The organism is Paenibacillus psychroresistens (assembly GCF_009728935.1).
Lineage (GTDB): Bacteria > Bacillota > Bacilli > Paenibacillales > NBRC-103111 > Paenibacillus_AC > Paenibacillus_AC psychroresistens.
On record NZ_CP034235.1, the window covers coordinates 1,521,164 to 1,538,237 of the forward strand.

General features: G+C 41.8%; 13 protein-coding genes. 11 read left to right on the forward strand and 2 right to left on the reverse strand.

All coding sequences use genetic code 11. From position 1 onward, the window contains the following. Positions 1-140 precede the first annotated feature (140 nt). From EHS13_RS06935 to EHS13_RS06945, 3 genes are all read left to right on the forward strand, one after another. The gene (locus EHS13_RS06935) at positions 141-5,606 is read left to right on the forward strand and encodes a S8 family serine peptidase (protein WP_155699639.1); all 5,466 of its coding nucleotides are present in this window, start codon (positions 141-143) and stop codon (positions 5,604-5,606) included. A gap of 134 nt (positions 5,607-5,740) precedes the next feature. Further along, positions 5,741-6,709, forward strand: a complete 969-nt coding sequence (locus EHS13_RS06940) for a quinone oxidoreductase family protein (protein WP_155699640.1) — start codon at positions 5,741-5,743, stop codon at positions 6,707-6,709. An 84-nt stretch (positions 6,710-6,793) separates the two neighbouring features. Continuing rightward, positions 6,794-8,380: a peptide chain release factor 3 gene (locus EHS13_RS06945; protein ID WP_155699641.1), complete on the forward strand. Its 1,587-nt coding sequence runs from the start codon at positions 6,794-6,796 to the stop codon at positions 8,378-8,380. Between the two features lie 51 nt (positions 8,381-8,431). Here the strand turns inward: EHS13_RS06945 and EHS13_RS06950 are convergent, their stop codons facing one another. Next, positions 8,432-9,514 carry an HD-GYP domain-containing protein gene (locus EHS13_RS06950; RefSeq protein WP_155699642.1) on the reverse strand — a complete coding sequence of 361 codons (1,083 nt, stop codon included), beginning with the start codon at positions 9,512-9,514 and terminating at the stop codon, positions 8,432-8,434. 207 nt (positions 9,515-9,721) lie between these two features. Here EHS13_RS06950 and EHS13_RS36365 point away from each other — a divergent pair, with 207 nt between their 5' ends. Beyond that, complete coding sequence (locus EHS13_RS36365; RefSeq protein ID WP_193571480.1) at positions 9,722-9,811, forward strand: sporulation protein YjcZ; 90 nt, start codon at positions 9,722-9,724, stop codon at positions 9,809-9,811. Between the two features lie 67 nt (positions 9,812-9,878). Here the strand turns inward: EHS13_RS36365 and EHS13_RS06955 are convergent, their stop codons facing one another. Continuing rightward, on the reverse strand, positions 9,879-10,205 hold the full coding sequence (locus tag EHS13_RS06955; protein ID WP_155699643.1) for an acetyl-CoA acetyltransferase: 327 nt from the start codon (positions 10,203-10,205) through the stop codon (positions 9,879-9,881). Positions 10,206-10,304: 99 nt separating this feature from the next. Here EHS13_RS06955 and EHS13_RS06960 point away from each other — a divergent pair, with 99 nt between their 5' ends. The 7 genes from EHS13_RS06960 (at position 10,305) to EHS13_RS06990 (ending at position 16,814) form a co-directional block, all read left to right on the forward strand. After that, complete coding sequence (locus EHS13_RS06960) at positions 10,305-11,483, forward strand: glycosyltransferase family 4 protein (protein WP_155699644.1); 1,179 nt, start codon at positions 10,305-10,307, stop codon at positions 11,481-11,483. A gap of 28 nt (positions 11,484-11,511) precedes the next feature. Beyond that, positions 11,512-12,258 carry a YheC/YheD family protein gene (locus EHS13_RS06965; RefSeq protein WP_155699645.1) on the forward strand — a complete coding sequence of 249 codons (747 nt, stop codon included), beginning with the start codon at positions 11,512-11,514 and terminating at the stop codon, positions 12,256-12,258. Positions 12,259-12,393: 135 nt separating this feature from the next. Continuing rightward, positions 12,394-12,741: an ImmA/IrrE family metallo-endopeptidase gene (locus tag EHS13_RS06970; RefSeq protein ID WP_155699646.1), complete on the forward strand. Its 348-nt coding sequence runs from the start codon at positions 12,394-12,396 to the stop codon at positions 12,739-12,741. Between the two features lie 84 nt (positions 12,742-12,825). Then, a complete protein-coding gene (locus EHS13_RS06975) occupies positions 12,826-13,845 on the forward strand; it encodes a LacI family DNA-binding transcriptional regulator (RefSeq protein WP_155699647.1) in 1,020 nt (339 codons plus the stop codon). Positions 13,846-13,880: 35 nt separating this feature from the next. Further along, the gene (locus EHS13_RS06980) at positions 13,881-15,041 is read left to right on the forward strand and encodes a Gfo/Idh/MocA family protein (protein WP_155699648.1); all 1,161 of its coding nucleotides are present in this window, start codon (positions 13,881-13,883) and stop codon (positions 15,039-15,041) included. Positions 15,042-15,074: 33 nt separating this feature from the next. Next, positions 15,075-15,698 (forward strand): ThuA domain-containing protein, encoded by a 624-nt coding sequence (locus EHS13_RS06985; RefSeq protein ID WP_155699649.1) that lies wholly within the window; start codon positions 15,075-15,077, stop codon positions 15,696-15,698. A 21-nt stretch (positions 15,699-15,719) separates the two neighbouring features. Then, positions 15,720-16,814: a Gfo/Idh/MocA family protein gene (locus EHS13_RS06990; protein WP_155699650.1), complete on the forward strand. Its 1,095-nt coding sequence runs from the start codon at positions 15,720-15,722 to the stop codon at positions 16,812-16,814. Positions 16,815-17,074 lie beyond the last annotated feature (260 nt).

The window sequence follows — 17,074 nt, forward strand, 5'->3', positions numbered from 1 at the left end:
TTTTTGTTGCGCTTGGTAGGGCTAAATAGTGAAGCTTTAAAAAGTGAGAATTATAAATAAACCGATACATAATGTATCATAATATGGTAGTATATGTTATAAGATACAATTGGTATCAATAATATGTAGGAGGAAGCCACTTGAACCATCTTATGTTTAAAAAGTTTGTTGTTTTTTGTATGTTGGTTTTTGGGGTTTGGGTGGCAGTAATAAGCTTGAAACCAGTATTAGTAAATGCTGAAGAGGAACCGATGTTCTTAACCAACGAGCATAAAGTGTATGTAGAAGGCGAGGTTATCGTCAAATTTAAAACCAATCTTAATAGCGGACAAAGCTTATCCCTAACTAGGGACAATAACTTAAGTTTGAAAGCTGTTATCCCCTTAGACAATGAAAGTGTACAACTGTTAAAAATTAATTCAACTGAAAATGTAAATAGTGTGGTCACATCTCTTATAGATAGCGGACTTGTTGAGCTTGCCCAACCCAATTACTTATATTATACGGATTCGGTCCCAAGTAATAATGATGCCAAATTTCTTGAGCTGTGGGGCTTAAACAATAATGGTCAGAGTATCCAAGGAGAATCAGGTATAGATGATATAGATTTAGATGCACCTGAAGCATGGGAGTATACAAATGATTTAAACGAAGTAATTGTAGCGGTTATAGACACGGGAGTAGATATTAATCATCCGGATTTAATAGGACGAACGGTACAGGGGTGGGATTTCCTCCACGATGACAGTAGTGTTTATGATGAAGGAGACGGGGATTATCACGGAACTCATGTTGCAGGTACTATTGCAGCAGCAGCTGATTCTATTGGAGTGCGTGGGGTTGCATCTAATGTGAAAATTATGCCGCTTAAGTTCATTGGTCCTAAAGGTGGAAGCACGTTGGATGCCATAGATGCTATCCATTACGCCAAAGAATATGGTGCACAAGTGATTAATGCCAGCTGGGGAGGAGCAGATGGGGGCTATGATGAATTGCTAAATCAAGCTATAGAGGACTCAGGAATTGTCTTTGTTGCTGCAGCTGGTAACGATAGTTCAAATAATGACATTATTCATAAATCACCAACAAATCTTCCTGCAGCTAATATTATTAGTGTAGCTGCAATTGACAACAAAGGTCAGCTAGCTTATTTTTCAAACTATGGTTTAGAGAATGTCGATGTGGGTGCACCTGGTGTAAATATTTTGAGTACCTTTCCCAAGTTCGGGCAGACCAATTATTCAGAAGCTTATGCTTATTTGAGCGGGACATCGATGGCAGCTCCTCATGTCACTGGAATTGCAGCAGCTTTGCTTGGTCAAAAGCACCTATCTACAGTAGAAACGATAGCTTTAATTAAAGAAAGTGGGGTTACCCTTTCTTCCTTACAAGGAAAAACTAGCTCAGGGAAAATGGCGAATCTCAATAATGCTATTGCTACTCAGGTTAGCAAACCGTTCATAAAACTTACCTCAAATAAAGCTGGGGAGAGCTCTGATTATCAACTTACTTTTCAGTTAAGCAGCTACGGCAAACTATTAAAAGGGGAGCATATTACTTTAAATTTCCCCATGGATGCTTGGCCATACCCATTTCCACCTACACCTCCATCTCAACCTGGCTTTCCACCTGCTGCACCAACAAACGAATATTCTTTTAAAATTAACGGGTTAACTAGCTCAGTTAGTCAAGCTGAGTTCTTTAGCTCAGATGCTGGCTCCGGTCCAACTCCAACTCCAACACCAAGTCCAGAGCCAGGTAATGGATCAGGAACAGGACCTAGCACACCTCCGCCCTCAGGAGGTGGCTCGATTGAAACAGGGGTGTTTAGTGTTACCATTGAGCTTCAAGAGGATACACCAAGTGCTTCAATAGTAGAAATTGAAGTCCTTAACATAATAAATCCTAATGCAGGGACTTATGCAGTTTCTGTAAGTACTTCCGTTGATCCTAAACTAGTTAACTCAAATTTATATGCAATAACAAATGGTTTGTCAGCTGCTCCAATAGTAGATTTTGCCAATACAGGAGTTACTGCGACAACGGCTTCATTTAACTGGACAGCAGCGGAGGGGGCATCCTCTGTATCGATTCAACAATCATTACTTGGTATGGATTGGAGTGAGGCAACGACTCTAATACCTATCACAGCTAATGCGACAGGTGCAACGGTTACTGGGCTAAGCCCGGACGAAAAATATCAGTTCAAGCTTGTTGTGACAGGTGGTTCTAATGCTGGAGAATCTAATAGTATTGGTTTATATACATCGGAACTGCTGAAACCAACTATGGCAATCGCTCAAAATAATAAAACTATTGTGCTTTATTACAACAATCCGGTTGAGCTGCTTACATCTCAAAATGTTTTGAATTATTCCATTAATCATAATGTTCAAGTTACTAAAGCTGTAAGACAATCCGAACCAAACAAGGTGATTCTTACAACTTCCACTTTAAATGCTGGATTATACGAGATTACTATAGATAATGTAACTGATTTAGGTGGGGGTGTTGTTAATCCGCTTGAAAATTCAGTGTATTTTGCAGGAATAAACTCAGGAGAAACAGGACCGATAACAAGCTTTATGAGCACAGGGAAAACTGCCGATACAGCATCCTTTAGCTGGATAGCACCTTCTAATGCAGATTCTATCTTGATTCAAGAATCGACAGATGGCACTCATTGGAGTACTGCAACGACTTTGGCACCCATTTCTACGATCGGGACGGATTCAGCGACTGTGATTGATTTGGCAGTGAACACAAAATATCAGTTCAAGCTGGTTGTAATAGGCGGTTCTAGTGCAGGTGATTCTAACGTAGTTAGCTTGACTACACTGCTAGCTGATCCTTTTAGTGTAACCGCCGCAGTTGCTTGGACGAATACAACTGTCGAGCTGACTTTTAATAAGCCGTTAGATCCACTAACAGCGCAGTTTATTGCAAACTATTCCATTACTGAACTATACGGAGCAAAAGCTAAACTTTCCGTAATCAGTGCGGTAATGCAAATGGATCCAAAGAAAGTTATTTTAACAACGGTTTCTCCTTCAAAATCAGGAGCCATATATAAAGTTACCATCGGCAATGTGAAGGATTCTGCAGGTGAGTTAATAAATTCAGGTCATAATTCAATAGTATTTATAGGTAATGGCTTCCTAGCAAATCCATTACTAACATCAGCAATAGTTGAAGGGAAGCAAATCACATTAACATATAATCAACCCTTAGATGAGAGTTCGATTCCTTCACCAAAGGATTTCAAAGTTTTTATTGATAATAATCCCCAATCAACTGTAAAGGTAGAATCTGTAGCTTTGAGCTCTTTTGAGGTGATTTTGACTCTATACACAGAAATTTTAGAATCCCAAGCTGTCTCGCTTAATTATCAGAAAGATGAGACACCCATTAGGGATGTGTTAGGTCAAAGTGCTGCTAATTTAATTAATCAATTGATCATAAATATTCTTGGGGCACCAGAGATTGTGCGGGCTGATCCGATAACCAACACAACGGTAATGCTGACATTTAATGAGGCTTTAGATAAAGTGAGTACTGAGAACATTGGTAATTATACCATTGACAATGGCTTAACCGTATTGAAAGCAGAGCTTCAACAAGACCCAGCAAAAGTGAAATTAACAACTAACTATCAATCTGTGGGTACCCTTTATCATGTAATTGTCTTTAATGTCAAAGATTTATCCGGAAAATTAATTAGCTCAGATCATCGTGTTACGAGTTTTGCAGGTGAAGAAGCCGATACTATTGCACCTGCAATATCAACTGAATTGAGTGCGGCTCCAGGTGACGCTTCTGTAACATTAAACTGGAAAGCGAATAATGAGGATGATCTTGCTGGATATAACGTTTATGTGAATGGGATTAAACACAATATTGGCATCCTTACAGCCAACACTTACTCAGTCGGGTTATTAATTAATGGACAATCTTATAGTTTTACCGTGACCTCGGTAGATATATCTGGAAACGAATCGATTCCATCTGAAGTTGTTACTGCCTCCCCAGTTGAAGCACTACCAGAACAACCAGGACCAGAAGAACAACCGGAACAACCAGGACAACCAGGACCACTTTTTGTCAGCCCAGATATAACCCCGCCAGCTAAACCAACAGGCTTGAATGCGCAGGCAGGTGACAGTGAAATTGTTCTACAATGGACAGTAAATGACGAGCCAGATCTTGGCGGCTACAATATTTATCAGAACGGAGCTAGATTAAACACCGTTACGGTTACGGGGAGCACCTACACAGTTAAGCCGTTAACCAATGGGACAGGCTACACCTTTCAAATAAGTGCGGTAGATAAGAGTGCAAACGAATCTGCTCATTCCCTGGAAGCTACTGCTACTCCAGAGCTGGTTTTCAAAGTTAATCCTGCTGGTTTAAGCTACCAGTTGCTTAGCTATCAGCCTGTGGATTCAGCTGTTTTTGCAAAAGCTTTAGAGCAGCTTGAAGCCAAAAAACTGCACATCCTCACACTCCTGCTTCCTAAAGCTGAGACGGATGCTTCAATAAAGCTTCTTGTAGCGGACTTATACCTTATAGCCAAACAAATTCCAAATGCTGTAATTGAGATCAAATCAGCGAAAAACAGCTTTCTCTTACCAGTGAAGCTAATTGATTTTGAAGCCTTAGAGGATAAATTTGGTGCTGCTGCATTCCATAATCTATTGTTAGTTGTAAGTATGGAGAAAGTAGATCAGGCTTCAGAGGATAAATTCACGCTTGCATTGGGAGATAAAGGTAGCTTGGTTAGTCCTATTATTAAATTTACAACGTCTTTTGAAGGCGACGGAAAACAGGAGCTTCTGACAGATTTTAATGGAAAATATGTTTCTAGAACCTTCGAGATGGATGAACAAACTAACCCAAATGAGCTTACTGTTGTTACCTTGGACGAAGCAACAGGGCAATTGGCTTTTGTACCAGCGTTATTCCAAACAGATGAGGGGAAAACGATAGTTACCCTTAAATCGCCTCATAATAGCCTCTATGGAGTTGTTCGCACTCCGCATAAATTCGCAGATTTAAGCAATCATTGGGCACAGATGGAGATCGATCTTTTGGCAGATAAAGGGTTGATAAAAGGGGTAACTGCAGAAAAGTTTAATCCGAATACATCTGTAACTAGAGCTGAATTTACGGTGATGTTAGCGCGAGCGCTTGGTTTAAGAGAGGACAAGCAAGCCGCTTTAAAGCTCTCCGATATTACAGAGGATAGCTGGTATGCAGGTGGCGTTGGTGCAGCTATTAAAGCGGGTGTAGTCAGCGGTTATAAAAATAATACATTTGGTGCAAATGAAAAAATCACTCGAGAGCAAATGGCGGTCATGTTAGGGAATGCTTTGAGTTATTTACAAGCATCTGTAAACATTAGAGAGAGACAGGATATCATTCTATCTGAATTAGCAGATCAACATGCTATCAGTAAATGGGCTGTTCCATTTGTTGCAGAGTTGCTTGAAACGGGGATTGTAAAAGGCAGGGATGATCACTCCTTTGCTCCTCAAGAATATGCTTCCAGAGCTGAAGCAGCCTCGATGCTGGTAAGATTTCTGCAATTTATTGCTTTTATTAACTAGCCCTTTGCTCATTTAAATAACTAAATCTCCATTCTCTTACCGTTAGGGTGAGGAGTGGAGGTTTTTCTGTTTTGGCGCTTTGTCAGCAATTCCTGTAGAATATGAGGAAAGACTGAAAACGAGGAGATACCTTTGTGAAAGCACTTTGTTTTGAGCTATTCGGTGACGCTGAGGTATTGCTATATAAGGAGCTGCCAGATCCCGTCATTGGGGAGCGGGAAATTTTAGTGCGGATGAAAGCTATCGGCTTGAACTTTGCTGATATTTATCGGAGGCGGGGCAATTATCATCTCAAGGGAAATCCTCCGTATATTCTAGGATATGAAGGAGCAGGTACTGTTGAGCAGGTTGGTAAGAGTGTTACCGCATTTCAAATCGGAGATAGGGTGGCTTTTGCGGACGTCCCTCATGCTAATGCAGAGCTAGTTGCGGTTCCTGAGGATCACGCTGTACCAATACCTGGGGATATTTCTTTTGAAACGGCAGCATCGCTGCTGCTGCAAGGATGGACTGCCCATTATCTGACACAGGATAGCTATAAAGTGATTGAAGGAACTCAAGTATTAATTCATGCTGCTGCCGGCGGGGTTGGCCAGCTGCTAAGCCAAATATGCAAGCTTAGAGGAGCTTATGTCGTTGGCTTGACATCTACTCCAGCCAAACGGGAAGTTGCTTTGAAAGCAGGAGCGGATAAAGTATTATTATATGCAGAGCATTGGGTTGAAAAGGCAGACCTGCTTACTCGTGAGCAAAAAGGCTTCGATGTGGTTTATGATTCCGTAGGCTCAACACTTGAAGAAAGCTTCCTTGCCACAAAAATCGGAGGAACCGTAGTGTTCTACGGAATGTCCGGCGGGGATCCTCAATCGATTGATCCGCGTATGCTAATGGATGGATCAAAAACCTTAACGGGCGGCGATTTATGGAACTACCTCACTTCGCATATGGAAAGAGTAACACGTGCCAATGAATTGTTTGAATGGCTGCGGACGAAACAGTTACGTTTAGCTGCTCCAACCTTATATAAGTTATCAGAGGGTGCTGAGGCACACCGCTATATGGAGAGTCGCCATAGCACAGGGAAAATTCTGCTTATTCCCTAGAATTCGCTTGTCTGCATGGACGATGCCGTCCAATTCTGCTAAAGTGTAAATAATGCTATGTAAGGAAGGGAAACGGAGAATAGAATGACAACACCACTTATTGAAGAAATCCAAACTGAGGTTCATAAAAGAAGAACATTTGCGATTATCTCACATCCGGATGCAGGAAAGACGACATTGACGGAAAAGCTTTTGTTATTCGGAGGAGCCATTCGTTTGGCAGGAACCGTAAAAGCTCGTAAGTCTAACAAGCATGCTACATCCGATTGGATGGAAATTGAGAAACAAAGAGGGATTTCCGTAACTTCCAGCGTGATGCAATTCGATTACGAAGGCAATCGCGTCAATATATTGGATACTCCAGGTCACCAAGATTTCAGTGAGGACACTTTTCGGACTTTAACAGCTGCGGATAGTGCGGTAATGTTAATTGACTCTGCCAAAGGTGTGGAAACACAAACAAAGAAATTATTCCAGGTTTGCAGCAAGCGAGGCATTCCGATTTTTACATTTATTAATAAGATGGATCGCGAAGGGCAAAGCCCGTTTGAATTATTAGAAGAGCTTGAGCAGGTGTTGGGTATTCGTTCTTATCCAATGAATTGGCCTATTGGTTCGGGCAAGCAATTCTGTGGAGTCTACGATCGGCAGCATGTGCAATTGGAGCTGTTTCAAGGCGGAGAGCATAGAGAAATTCAAGTAAGCAAGGTTAGTGGATACCGAGATCCTCTAGTGAAAGAGATTGCTGGAGAATTCTTGTTTAAACAGCTTTGTGATGATTTGGAGCTGCTTGATGTAGCAGGGGATCCATTGGATTTAGAAAAAGTTCGCCGTGGTGAGCTAACACCAGTTTTTTTTGGGAGTGCGATTAATAACTTTGGGGTGCAAACCTTCCTCGATAATTTTCTCGAGCTTGCCCCTTATCCAGAACCGCGCAATAGCAGCGTAGGTGTAATCTCTCCTTTTGGCGAGAAATTTACAGGCTATGTATTTAAAATTCAAGCGAACATGAATCCAGCTCATCGCGACCGTATTGCTTTTCTGCGGATTTGCTCAGGGAAATTTGAGCGTGGGATGTCAGTAAAGCATGTGAGAATTGGTAAAGACATTAAGCTAGCTCAGCCACAGCAATTCCTGGCACAGGATAGGGATATTGTGGATACGGCTTACCCAGGTGATATTATTGGACTGTTTGATCCGGGTATTTTCCGAATTGGCGACTCATTGTCTCAAGGCGGGGACGTTGTATTCGACGAGCTGCCGACTTTTTCACCCGAATTGTTCTGTAAAGTTACGGTCAAGAATGCATTGAAGCAAAAGCAATATCAAAAAGGCGTCGACCAGCTAACGGAGGAAGGAACCATTCAAGTATTCCGTACAATTAGCGGATTTGATGAAACTATTCTTGGTGTTGTCGGACAGCTGCAATTCGAAGTATTCGAGCACCGGATGAAATCAGAATATGGTGTAGAGATTCAATTGCACCGTGCCAATTACGCTTTTGCCCGCTGGTTGGTTGATGATAAAATTGACCCGAGCAAATTCCGGATCAATTCCACCTTGGTTAAAGATAAAAAAGATAACTATGTCGCTTTATTCGAAAACGAATATGCACTTCGTACAGCGGTTGAGAAAAACCCAACGGCTAAATTTTTAGAGATTGCCCCATAATATACAGAATCCCGCCTTCCTGCACAGTCTGCAGTAGGCGGGATTTTTTATTCACAGCGAGCTGACGATGGTAATATTAGTTGAGTGAAACAAGTCAATTTCATGGCGGCTTACAGATGGCTGACCATTGGCCTCCTGAATGATACGAACGACGGGACGATGGATGAAATTGCGATTAGTGGCGGATACAACGGCGATTTGGCCCGTATTCAAACGTACGGTTGAAGTAACCGGATAAATGGTTATATAACTGCAGAACTGTTGAATAAGCTTGATATCGAATTGCTGATTGCCTGTAGCCAAGAGAAATTCAATCGCATCACTTGGTGTATAACGATGACGATAAGCACGCAGTGAAGTCAAAGCGGAATAGACATCAGCGATGCTGATAATTTGCGAATATTCATGTATTTGCGACCCCTTCAAGCCATTGGGATAACCGGAGCCATCAAAGCGTTCATGATGCTCCAAGGCAACTCTAGCCACCAGTGGTGAAACTCCATCCTGCCTATCTAGGATTTCATAGCCAACTTGCGCATGAGTTTGAATTAACTGGCGTTCGATGGGTGTTATTTCCGTTTTCTTATTCCATAAATGTTTAGGTGTACTCACCATTCCAATATCGAAGAGCAAAGCGCTCATCCCAAGCTCTGTGAGCTGAACCTGGTTATATCCTTTGGCAACGCCTATCATGAGAGCTAGCACCGTTACATTAATCGATTGATGAAATAAATAATCATCCTTGACGAACAGATTCATTAGATGGATTCTCATATGGGGACGCCGGGAAATTTCTTTCATGAACTCTCCACAGATTAGACGAAAGCGTTCTCCTAATTGCGGCATGGAAGCAATTCCAATGACATACGGCATGTCTGTTAAATGATTTACAGTAGTTTGAATAGCCTTAAAAGCGCGTTGACGCGTTTCGTCGCTAATGATTTCTTCAGGTATTAAATCGGAGGTTTTGGGATCCTCAACATAGAGGTAATCAATACCCATTTTCTTCAACCGGGCTATGAAGTTATCGGTCAATACTTGTCCTAAACCTAATAGTGTACTGCCGTTGTCGGAAGTAATGGTTTTAGCAACAATATCGCCAGGGTTAACGGAAGCTATATGTAAATATTTCATTGTATTCCCCCGGCACCTGAGTCTACTTACGGCTGTACATCTATTCATTTTAACAAAGATTGTGGGTATGATCTACACTATTTTATAATTTGCTTGCGATACAGCAATGAGCAGAAAGATAGACTGTTATCCATGTCATTTCTTACGGGCGAACATACAATGATTGGGAAAACATAAACAATTTTTGAATCAAAGGAGGAATTGGATATGGGTGCAGTTGCGGGAATTGGGTTCACGAGCACAGGTGTTATCTTGGTGCTATACATTCTGTTGGTCATCATTCTTCGCACATTTTAATTAAACAAAAGCTAAATGAAAAATAGCCTTCAGCTTGAATTAATGGCTGAAGGCTATTTCATTGCTTTTAAAGCAATAATGTAATAGCGAGCAAATTATATAAGACGAGTGGAAGAATAACAGATGAATTGTAGGGATTGTAATAAGGGTTGTACGGCTGACGCATGGTTTCGGGATTCATCTCAACCTTTAAGTAAATGTAATCACTATCCAAATGGACAACCGTACCTTCCAAAACCTGGCCCTCGACCATTTGAACGCGAACAGGACGATGCATACATTGCTTAGACTGCTCGATTACATTTGCTTTCATCGCTTGCATGGACTGGATGAATGTAGGATCCGCTTGATAAACGGTTTGCGGCTGGGCTGGGTAAGGATTGTTCTTGCTCATCTTAAATCGCCTCCATCATAATATCTTGCCACATTGTATGCATGAGCCCATTTTTAAGTGCACAAAATCGAGACAATTAACTATATAATAAGGACCAAATTGGCTATTACAACATATGCTAAAGGTGTAATCCAACTCGTTTATGTGCAAAAGGAAGTGTATGAGCTCATGCATTTATTAATGATTGCCCCAGAGCAGATTGCGGTGCCTCCACCCAAAGGGGGATCAGTGGAAATTAGTATGCTTGCGATTGCCAGAAGATTAGCACGTAAGCACAAAGTGACATTAATGAGTAGACGTTATGCCAATTATCCGCCTATTTCTATAAAAGGAAATTTGAAAATTGTTCGTGTACCAGCCACTAATCCTGATCACTACATTCGAGCTGTTATGAAGCATATTCAAGGCAAGCGCTATGATTGGATTCAGATTGATAATCGCCCACGGTTCATCACATCCGTACGAAAAGGTTTCTCCAAAACTTCAATTTCAGTATTCCTTCATTCATTAACTTTCGTATCGAAAGCAAGGATCTCGCATAAATCGGCAGTAAAGCATTTAAGTAAAGCAAATAAAATTATTGCCAATAGCAGCTCATTAAAGCGAGAGCTATCAGCTAAATTCCCGAAATTGAGCCATAAGGTTAAGCAAGTCCACTTAGGTGTGGATTTAAAGCAATTTCATCCTCTAAAAAAAACTAAGCGATCTCGTTTGCGCAAGAAATATGGTTTAAATGGCTCTTATGTGTTCGCCTTTGCCGGGCGGCTTGTTTCACGAAAAGGAATTCCAGTCCTGATGAAGGCCTTAGCCAAAGTCCGTAAAAAAGTTCCTGCTGCTAAGCTTGTAATTGCGGGAAGAGGGACTTCCAAATATAAAGCCCACTTAAAAAAAACAGCCCGACGTCTTGGGATCTCTGCAGCATTTCTAGGCTATAAACCACATCGAAAAATGCATTTGGTTTACGGGATGGCGGATTGCTTGGTCTGTCCTTCTCAGAAGCATGAGGCCTTTGGCCTTGTTAATGTAGAAGCAATGGCCGCAGGCATTCCGGTAATTGCCTCGCAACTCGGTGGGATGAGAGAGACAATAAAGCAGGGTAAAAATGGTTATCTGATTGAGAAATACCGAAGTCCTGAAGCATTTGCGGCAGTCATGTTAAAGCTAGCTAAAAATCGTAGTTTCTCGCGAGGTTTAGGGAAACGAGCTAGAAGGGATATGAAGCGACAGTTTAGTTGGGCTAATACGGTTAAAGGCTTAAGCAAGTTGTATCGGAAGTAAAGTGGCGAGAGGGGAGGCGGCTTATGAAATGAAAAGATTTGTAGTGAGTAAATGGAAAAAGACAAATGAGCTGATGAAGAATGACGAGCTTCGAGCCCATATCCCAAAAACAGTTCGGATGACCAAAGATAGCTTGCTTTCCATGCTCCACGAATATCGAATGGTCTATATTAAACCGGATATAGGCACATTTGGGAATGGTGTTATGAGGGTGGAGTGGGATTCAGCGCTAAGCAACCCTTACCAATATCAGCTGGGGGAAAAAGCGCGCTCGTTCGTAAATTATGACAGTATGTACGAGGATATTGAACGCAAAACTAGAAAAACAAAATATTTGGTCCAAAAAGGGATCCATTTGCTTAAATACCAAAAACGTAGGTTTGATATTCGCATTATGGTTCAGAAGAACCTGCAGAAGGAATGGGAAACAACAGGCTGGATTGGACGGGTAGCACATCCACGGAAAATTGTCACAAATTATCATAGTGGCGGAAAGCTAATGCCCATTGAGGAACTATTGAAAGATCGCACAAAAGAAACTGGAAAAAAACACTATCATAAACAATTTAAGCAATTAGGGACCAATGTTGCCAAGCAATTGCATAAACGATATCCAGGAATAAAAGAGATTGGCATAGATGTAGCGTTGGATGAAGCTATCGTTCCATGGATCTTAGAAGTTAATACAAAGCCGGATCCCTATATATTTCGCAGCTTAGCGAATAAAGCCATTTTCGGAAAAATCATGCGCTATAAACGTGCAAATCAAAAATAATGACAGATAAAAAATAACCGTTCCCGTTAATTCCAACGTAGAATGGTTTTTTTCATTTCTTCGTCAAGTTTCGACAGCCTATTTAAACGAAGTTTTTTATAATGAATGTATTATTGTTATCTAGGGAGAAATTAAATGGAAAATGCACTGTTAAATGTGATTAAGAAGTATGAGATTGAATCGGTAATTGAGCTTGCAGATGTGTTAGGGGTCTTGGTTCGGTATGATAGAATGCCTGATGAAATCGGTGGGCTTTATTATATAGATGAGAGTGAGGATGCGATTATTATTGTGATTAATCGTGACATTAATGAGCATAAACAGCTTTTTGTCTGTGCCTACCTTCTCGCACATCACGCGCTTAATGAAGGAATGTATTTTTGTTTTCTGGATGAGAATAGCAGTCATTTTAACTACTACATACTAGCTTTGAAATTATTGCGTGCTACCATCGGCAAAATCACCCAAACAGGGGAAGCTTAAGAATATATTGACAAACGAAGTATCGAATGAGAAAATGAACGCGTGTACATAAAATAAGAAATACTTACAAGGAGGCGCGGTCCTGTGGTCACGCGTAAGGATGTAGCTTTAGCTGCTGGTGTTTCTGAGGCGACAGTTTCTCGGGTGCTCAATGGCGTTGGTCCCATGCGTGAAGATACGAAGCAGCGTGTGCTGCAAGTCGTGAACGAATTGAATTACCATCCTAATGCAATTGCACAAAGCTTTGCAAGGCGTCGCAGCGGCAATCTTGGTGTTATCTTGCCTTATGTGCCGAAGGTTCATCTTTTTTCTACCCATTATTTTGCGGAAATTCTCAGTGGGATTGGTGAAGCGGTACAGCAGAAGGGCTATGATCTCCTATTGCTTTTTCGTTCGTCTGAGCAGGCACAGGACTATACTTCGTTATATCATTCCCAAAAGGTAGATGCATGCATCATACTGGGCTCAAGTGATTCTGCCAATTCTGAAAAGGCGCTGGAGCAGCTTTGGGAGCAGAAATTACCGTTTTGTTTAGTCAATCAGCATTTTGCAAATCAGTCCTTTAATGAAATTGATGCAGACCATGTTAAAGGCAGCTACGATGCAATGAAGCATCTTCTAAATAAGGGCTATAAACGCATTGCTTTTTTAAATGGTTCGCTGCAATATTCGAATAGCCGAGACCGACTGGAAGGCTACCAATTGGCTTTAAAGGAAGAGGGACTTGAGTTTGACGAAGCACGTGTATTTCTGGGGAATTATAGTCGAACCAGCGGGATACAAGCTGCTCAATTAATCTACGAGCAAAAAGATAACATTGATGCGGTTTTCGCAGCAAATGATCGAATGGCGATTGGGTTAATGCAGGGCTTGCGGGAGCTTGGAGTTCGTGCCGGAGAAGATATAGCGATCGTGGGTTATGATGATTCTGATGCGGCGCATCTAAGTGATATGCCCTTAACGACCGTTCATGTCCCTTTCTACGAGATGGGTAAAATAGCGGCTGAAAAGCTGCTGAAGCAGGTTTTAGGAGAGCAGGAAAAAACACTTTTTCAGCAAAAGCTAGCAACAAAATTAGTTGTTCGTAAATCGTGTGGCAGTTAATATCTCTAGTAATAAATCTAAGGAGGTTCTCTTATATGAAACAGATTAATGTGGGTATGGTTGGTTATAAATTTATGGGCAAAGCTCATAGTGCTGCTTACCGCGCGATTCCAATGTTCTTCCCTCAGGTAACCAAGCCTGTCATGAAGCTCATTTGTGGTAGAGATGAAGCGGGTGTTAAACAAGCGGCCGAGCAATTTGGCTGGGAAGGGTATGTGTCCGATTGGCGGGAGCTATTGAAACGCGATGATATTGATTTAATTGATATCAATGCTCCAAGCAATGCGCATAAAGAGATTGCTTTGGCTGCCGCTAAGGCGGGCAAGCATATTTTCTGTGAAAAGCCTTTAGCGCTTAACCTGGCAGATTCACGAGAAATGCTTGAAGCGGCAGAAGCGGCTGGCATTAAACATATGATTGGCTTTAATTATCGGTTTACTCCTGCTGTTCTCTTGGCTAAAAAGCTTCTAGATGAAGGACGTCTTGGCCAAATTTATCATTTCCGTGCTTGGTTTCTGCAGGATTGGATTGTCGATCCGATGTTTCCGCTTGTTTGGCGGTTGGATAAGGAGATTGCGGGATCTGGCTCGCATGGTGATTTAGGCGCTCATTTGATTGACTTAGCGCATTTCCTGATTGGTGGTATGGAAGAGGTTATTGGCATGAGCGAGACGTTCATTAAAGAGCGTCCTATCGCTGAATCGATGACAGGCTTAAGTGCTAAAGGCAGTGCAGACGCACCTAAAGGACCTGTTAATGTGGATGATGCTACGTTGTTCCTGTCTCGTTTTACGAATGGAGCATTGGGCAGCTTTGAAGCAACTCGATTTGCGCCTGGGCATCGTTGTACGAATTCTTTTGAGATTAATGGCAGTAAGGGCAGCGTGAAATTCGATTTCGAACGAATGAACGAATTGCAGGTTTATTTTACAGATGATGCTGCTGATGTTCAGGGCTTCCGTCGTGTATTGGCTACAGATCCTGCTCATGCATATGCAGATGCTTGGTGGCCGCCAGGTCATACGATTGGTTATGAACAAACCTTTATTCATGAGCTTGTGGGAATGATGGAATGCTTTGGAACGGACAGCCAGCCTGTACCGAATTTCGTGGATGGTGTGAAATGCCAAGAGGTTCTAGAAGCAGTGGAGCGTTCGATTGACCAAAGACGTTGGGTTAAAATCAGCGAAATGTAATTATTCTATACTAATAGGAAGAAGGAATGTAAGGTGAAAAAGGCATTAATCGTGCAAGGCGGCTGGGATGGACATCAACCTAAAGAGGTTGCGGATATTTTTGCAGGAATTCTTGGTGAAGAGCAGTTTGAAGTTGAGGTTTCGGATACGTTAGATAGTTTATTGGATGGAGAAAAGCTGTTGGGTTTAAACTTGATAGTTCTGGTATGGACAATGGGAAGTATCACTAAAGAACAATTGGATCCTCTGCTTGCAGCTGTGAAAAGTGGAGTGGGGATTGCCGGCTGTCACGGAGGATTAGGAGATTCCTTCCGCAATGAGACTGAATTCCAGCTTATGGTCGGTGGCCAATGGGTGGCTCATCCAGGAAACGACGGCGTGAATTACATGGTTAATATCAAGCAAAAAGATGATTTTTTGGTAGCAGGCATTGAGGATTTCGCGGTTTGTTCCGAGCAATATTATATGCATGTCGATCCTGCCAATAATGTCTTGGCAACAACGAATTTCGGTGAAGTGGTTATGCCTGTAGTGTGGACTAAATCGTATGGCGAGGGCAAGGTCTACTATAATTCATTAGGTCATCAAGCGAATATTGTAGCTATGCCTGAAGTAACAGAATTAATGCGTCGTGGTTTTGTTTGGTCAGCTAAATAATATAATTAGGGAGTTTAGACAATGGGCAAAATTAAAGCAGGTATTATTGGATGCGGTAATATTAGTGAAGTTTATTTTTCAAACGGTAAAGCATTATTCGAGGGCTTGGAAGTCGTAGCTTGTGCAGATTTAGATATAGAGCGTGCGAAAGCGAAAGCAGAAAAGCACGGAGTTAAAGGCTATTCTGTAGAAGAATTATTAGCAGATCCGGAAATTCAATTAGTGATTAACCTGACTATTCCCAAAGTGCATGCTAAAGTAAATTTGCAGGCTTTACATGCAGGGAAACATGTATATGTGGAGAAGCCATTTGCAGTTACTCGTGAAGAAGCTCAAGAGGTAATCGCACTGGCTAAGGAGAAGGGGTTGCTGGTTGGTACAGCTCCGGATACATTCCTTGGTGGTGGTATCCAAACCTGCATTAAGCTGATTCAAGATGGTGCAATTGGCGTTCCAGTAGCAGCGACGGCGTTTATGTTATGCGGAGGTCATGAAAGCTGGCACCCAGACCCTGAATTCTATTATCAAGCCGGCGGCGGTCCGATGTTCGATATGGGACCTTATTATTTAACTGCTTTGGTTGCATTATTAGGACCAATCCAACGGATTACAGGTTCTGCACGCATTACTTATCCAGAACGTGAAATAACGAGCCAGCCGAAAAATGGTCAGAAAATCCAAGTTGAAGTTCCTACTCATGTTGCTGGTGTACTTGAATTTCATAGCGGCGCTATTGGCACGATTATTACTAGCTTCGACGTTCCGGGTGGACAGAGCTTGCCTAACATTGAAATTTACGGCAGCAAAGGTACTTTATCTGTACCCGATCCAAACGGTTTTGGCGGCGTAGTTAAATTGCGTAACAATGGCAACTCAGAATGGCAAGAGATTGCTTTGACTCACGGGTTTGACGGCAATAATCGCGGCATTGGCGCAGCAGATATGGCTCAGGCTATTCTACAAGGCCGCAAGCATCGTGCTAGCGGAGAGCTGGGTTATCACGTGCTAGAAGCGATGATCGGCATCCATGATTCATCTGCTGAAGGAAAGCATTATATCATGCAGAGCAAATGTGAATTGCCTGAACCGATGCCAGAGGGTGAAACTAAGTTTTAAGTAGATGTTGATTCAAAGTTATTGAAACCTGATTCTTTAGGATCAGGTTTTTTTGCTTTCTCATGCTTTCTCATGCTTTCTCATGATCTGGGGTATAATTTAGAGAAATTATTTCGTTATTAGCTACCACATTTTCCCTAAAAGTAGCTTTTATACCCAAGTAGAAAGGATTTAGCGAAAGAGCGGCGTTAATAACGAAACTGTTTCTATAGTAACGCCATTCTTTCGTTATTACTCCGATTGAAGCTGTTTTCTTGTCA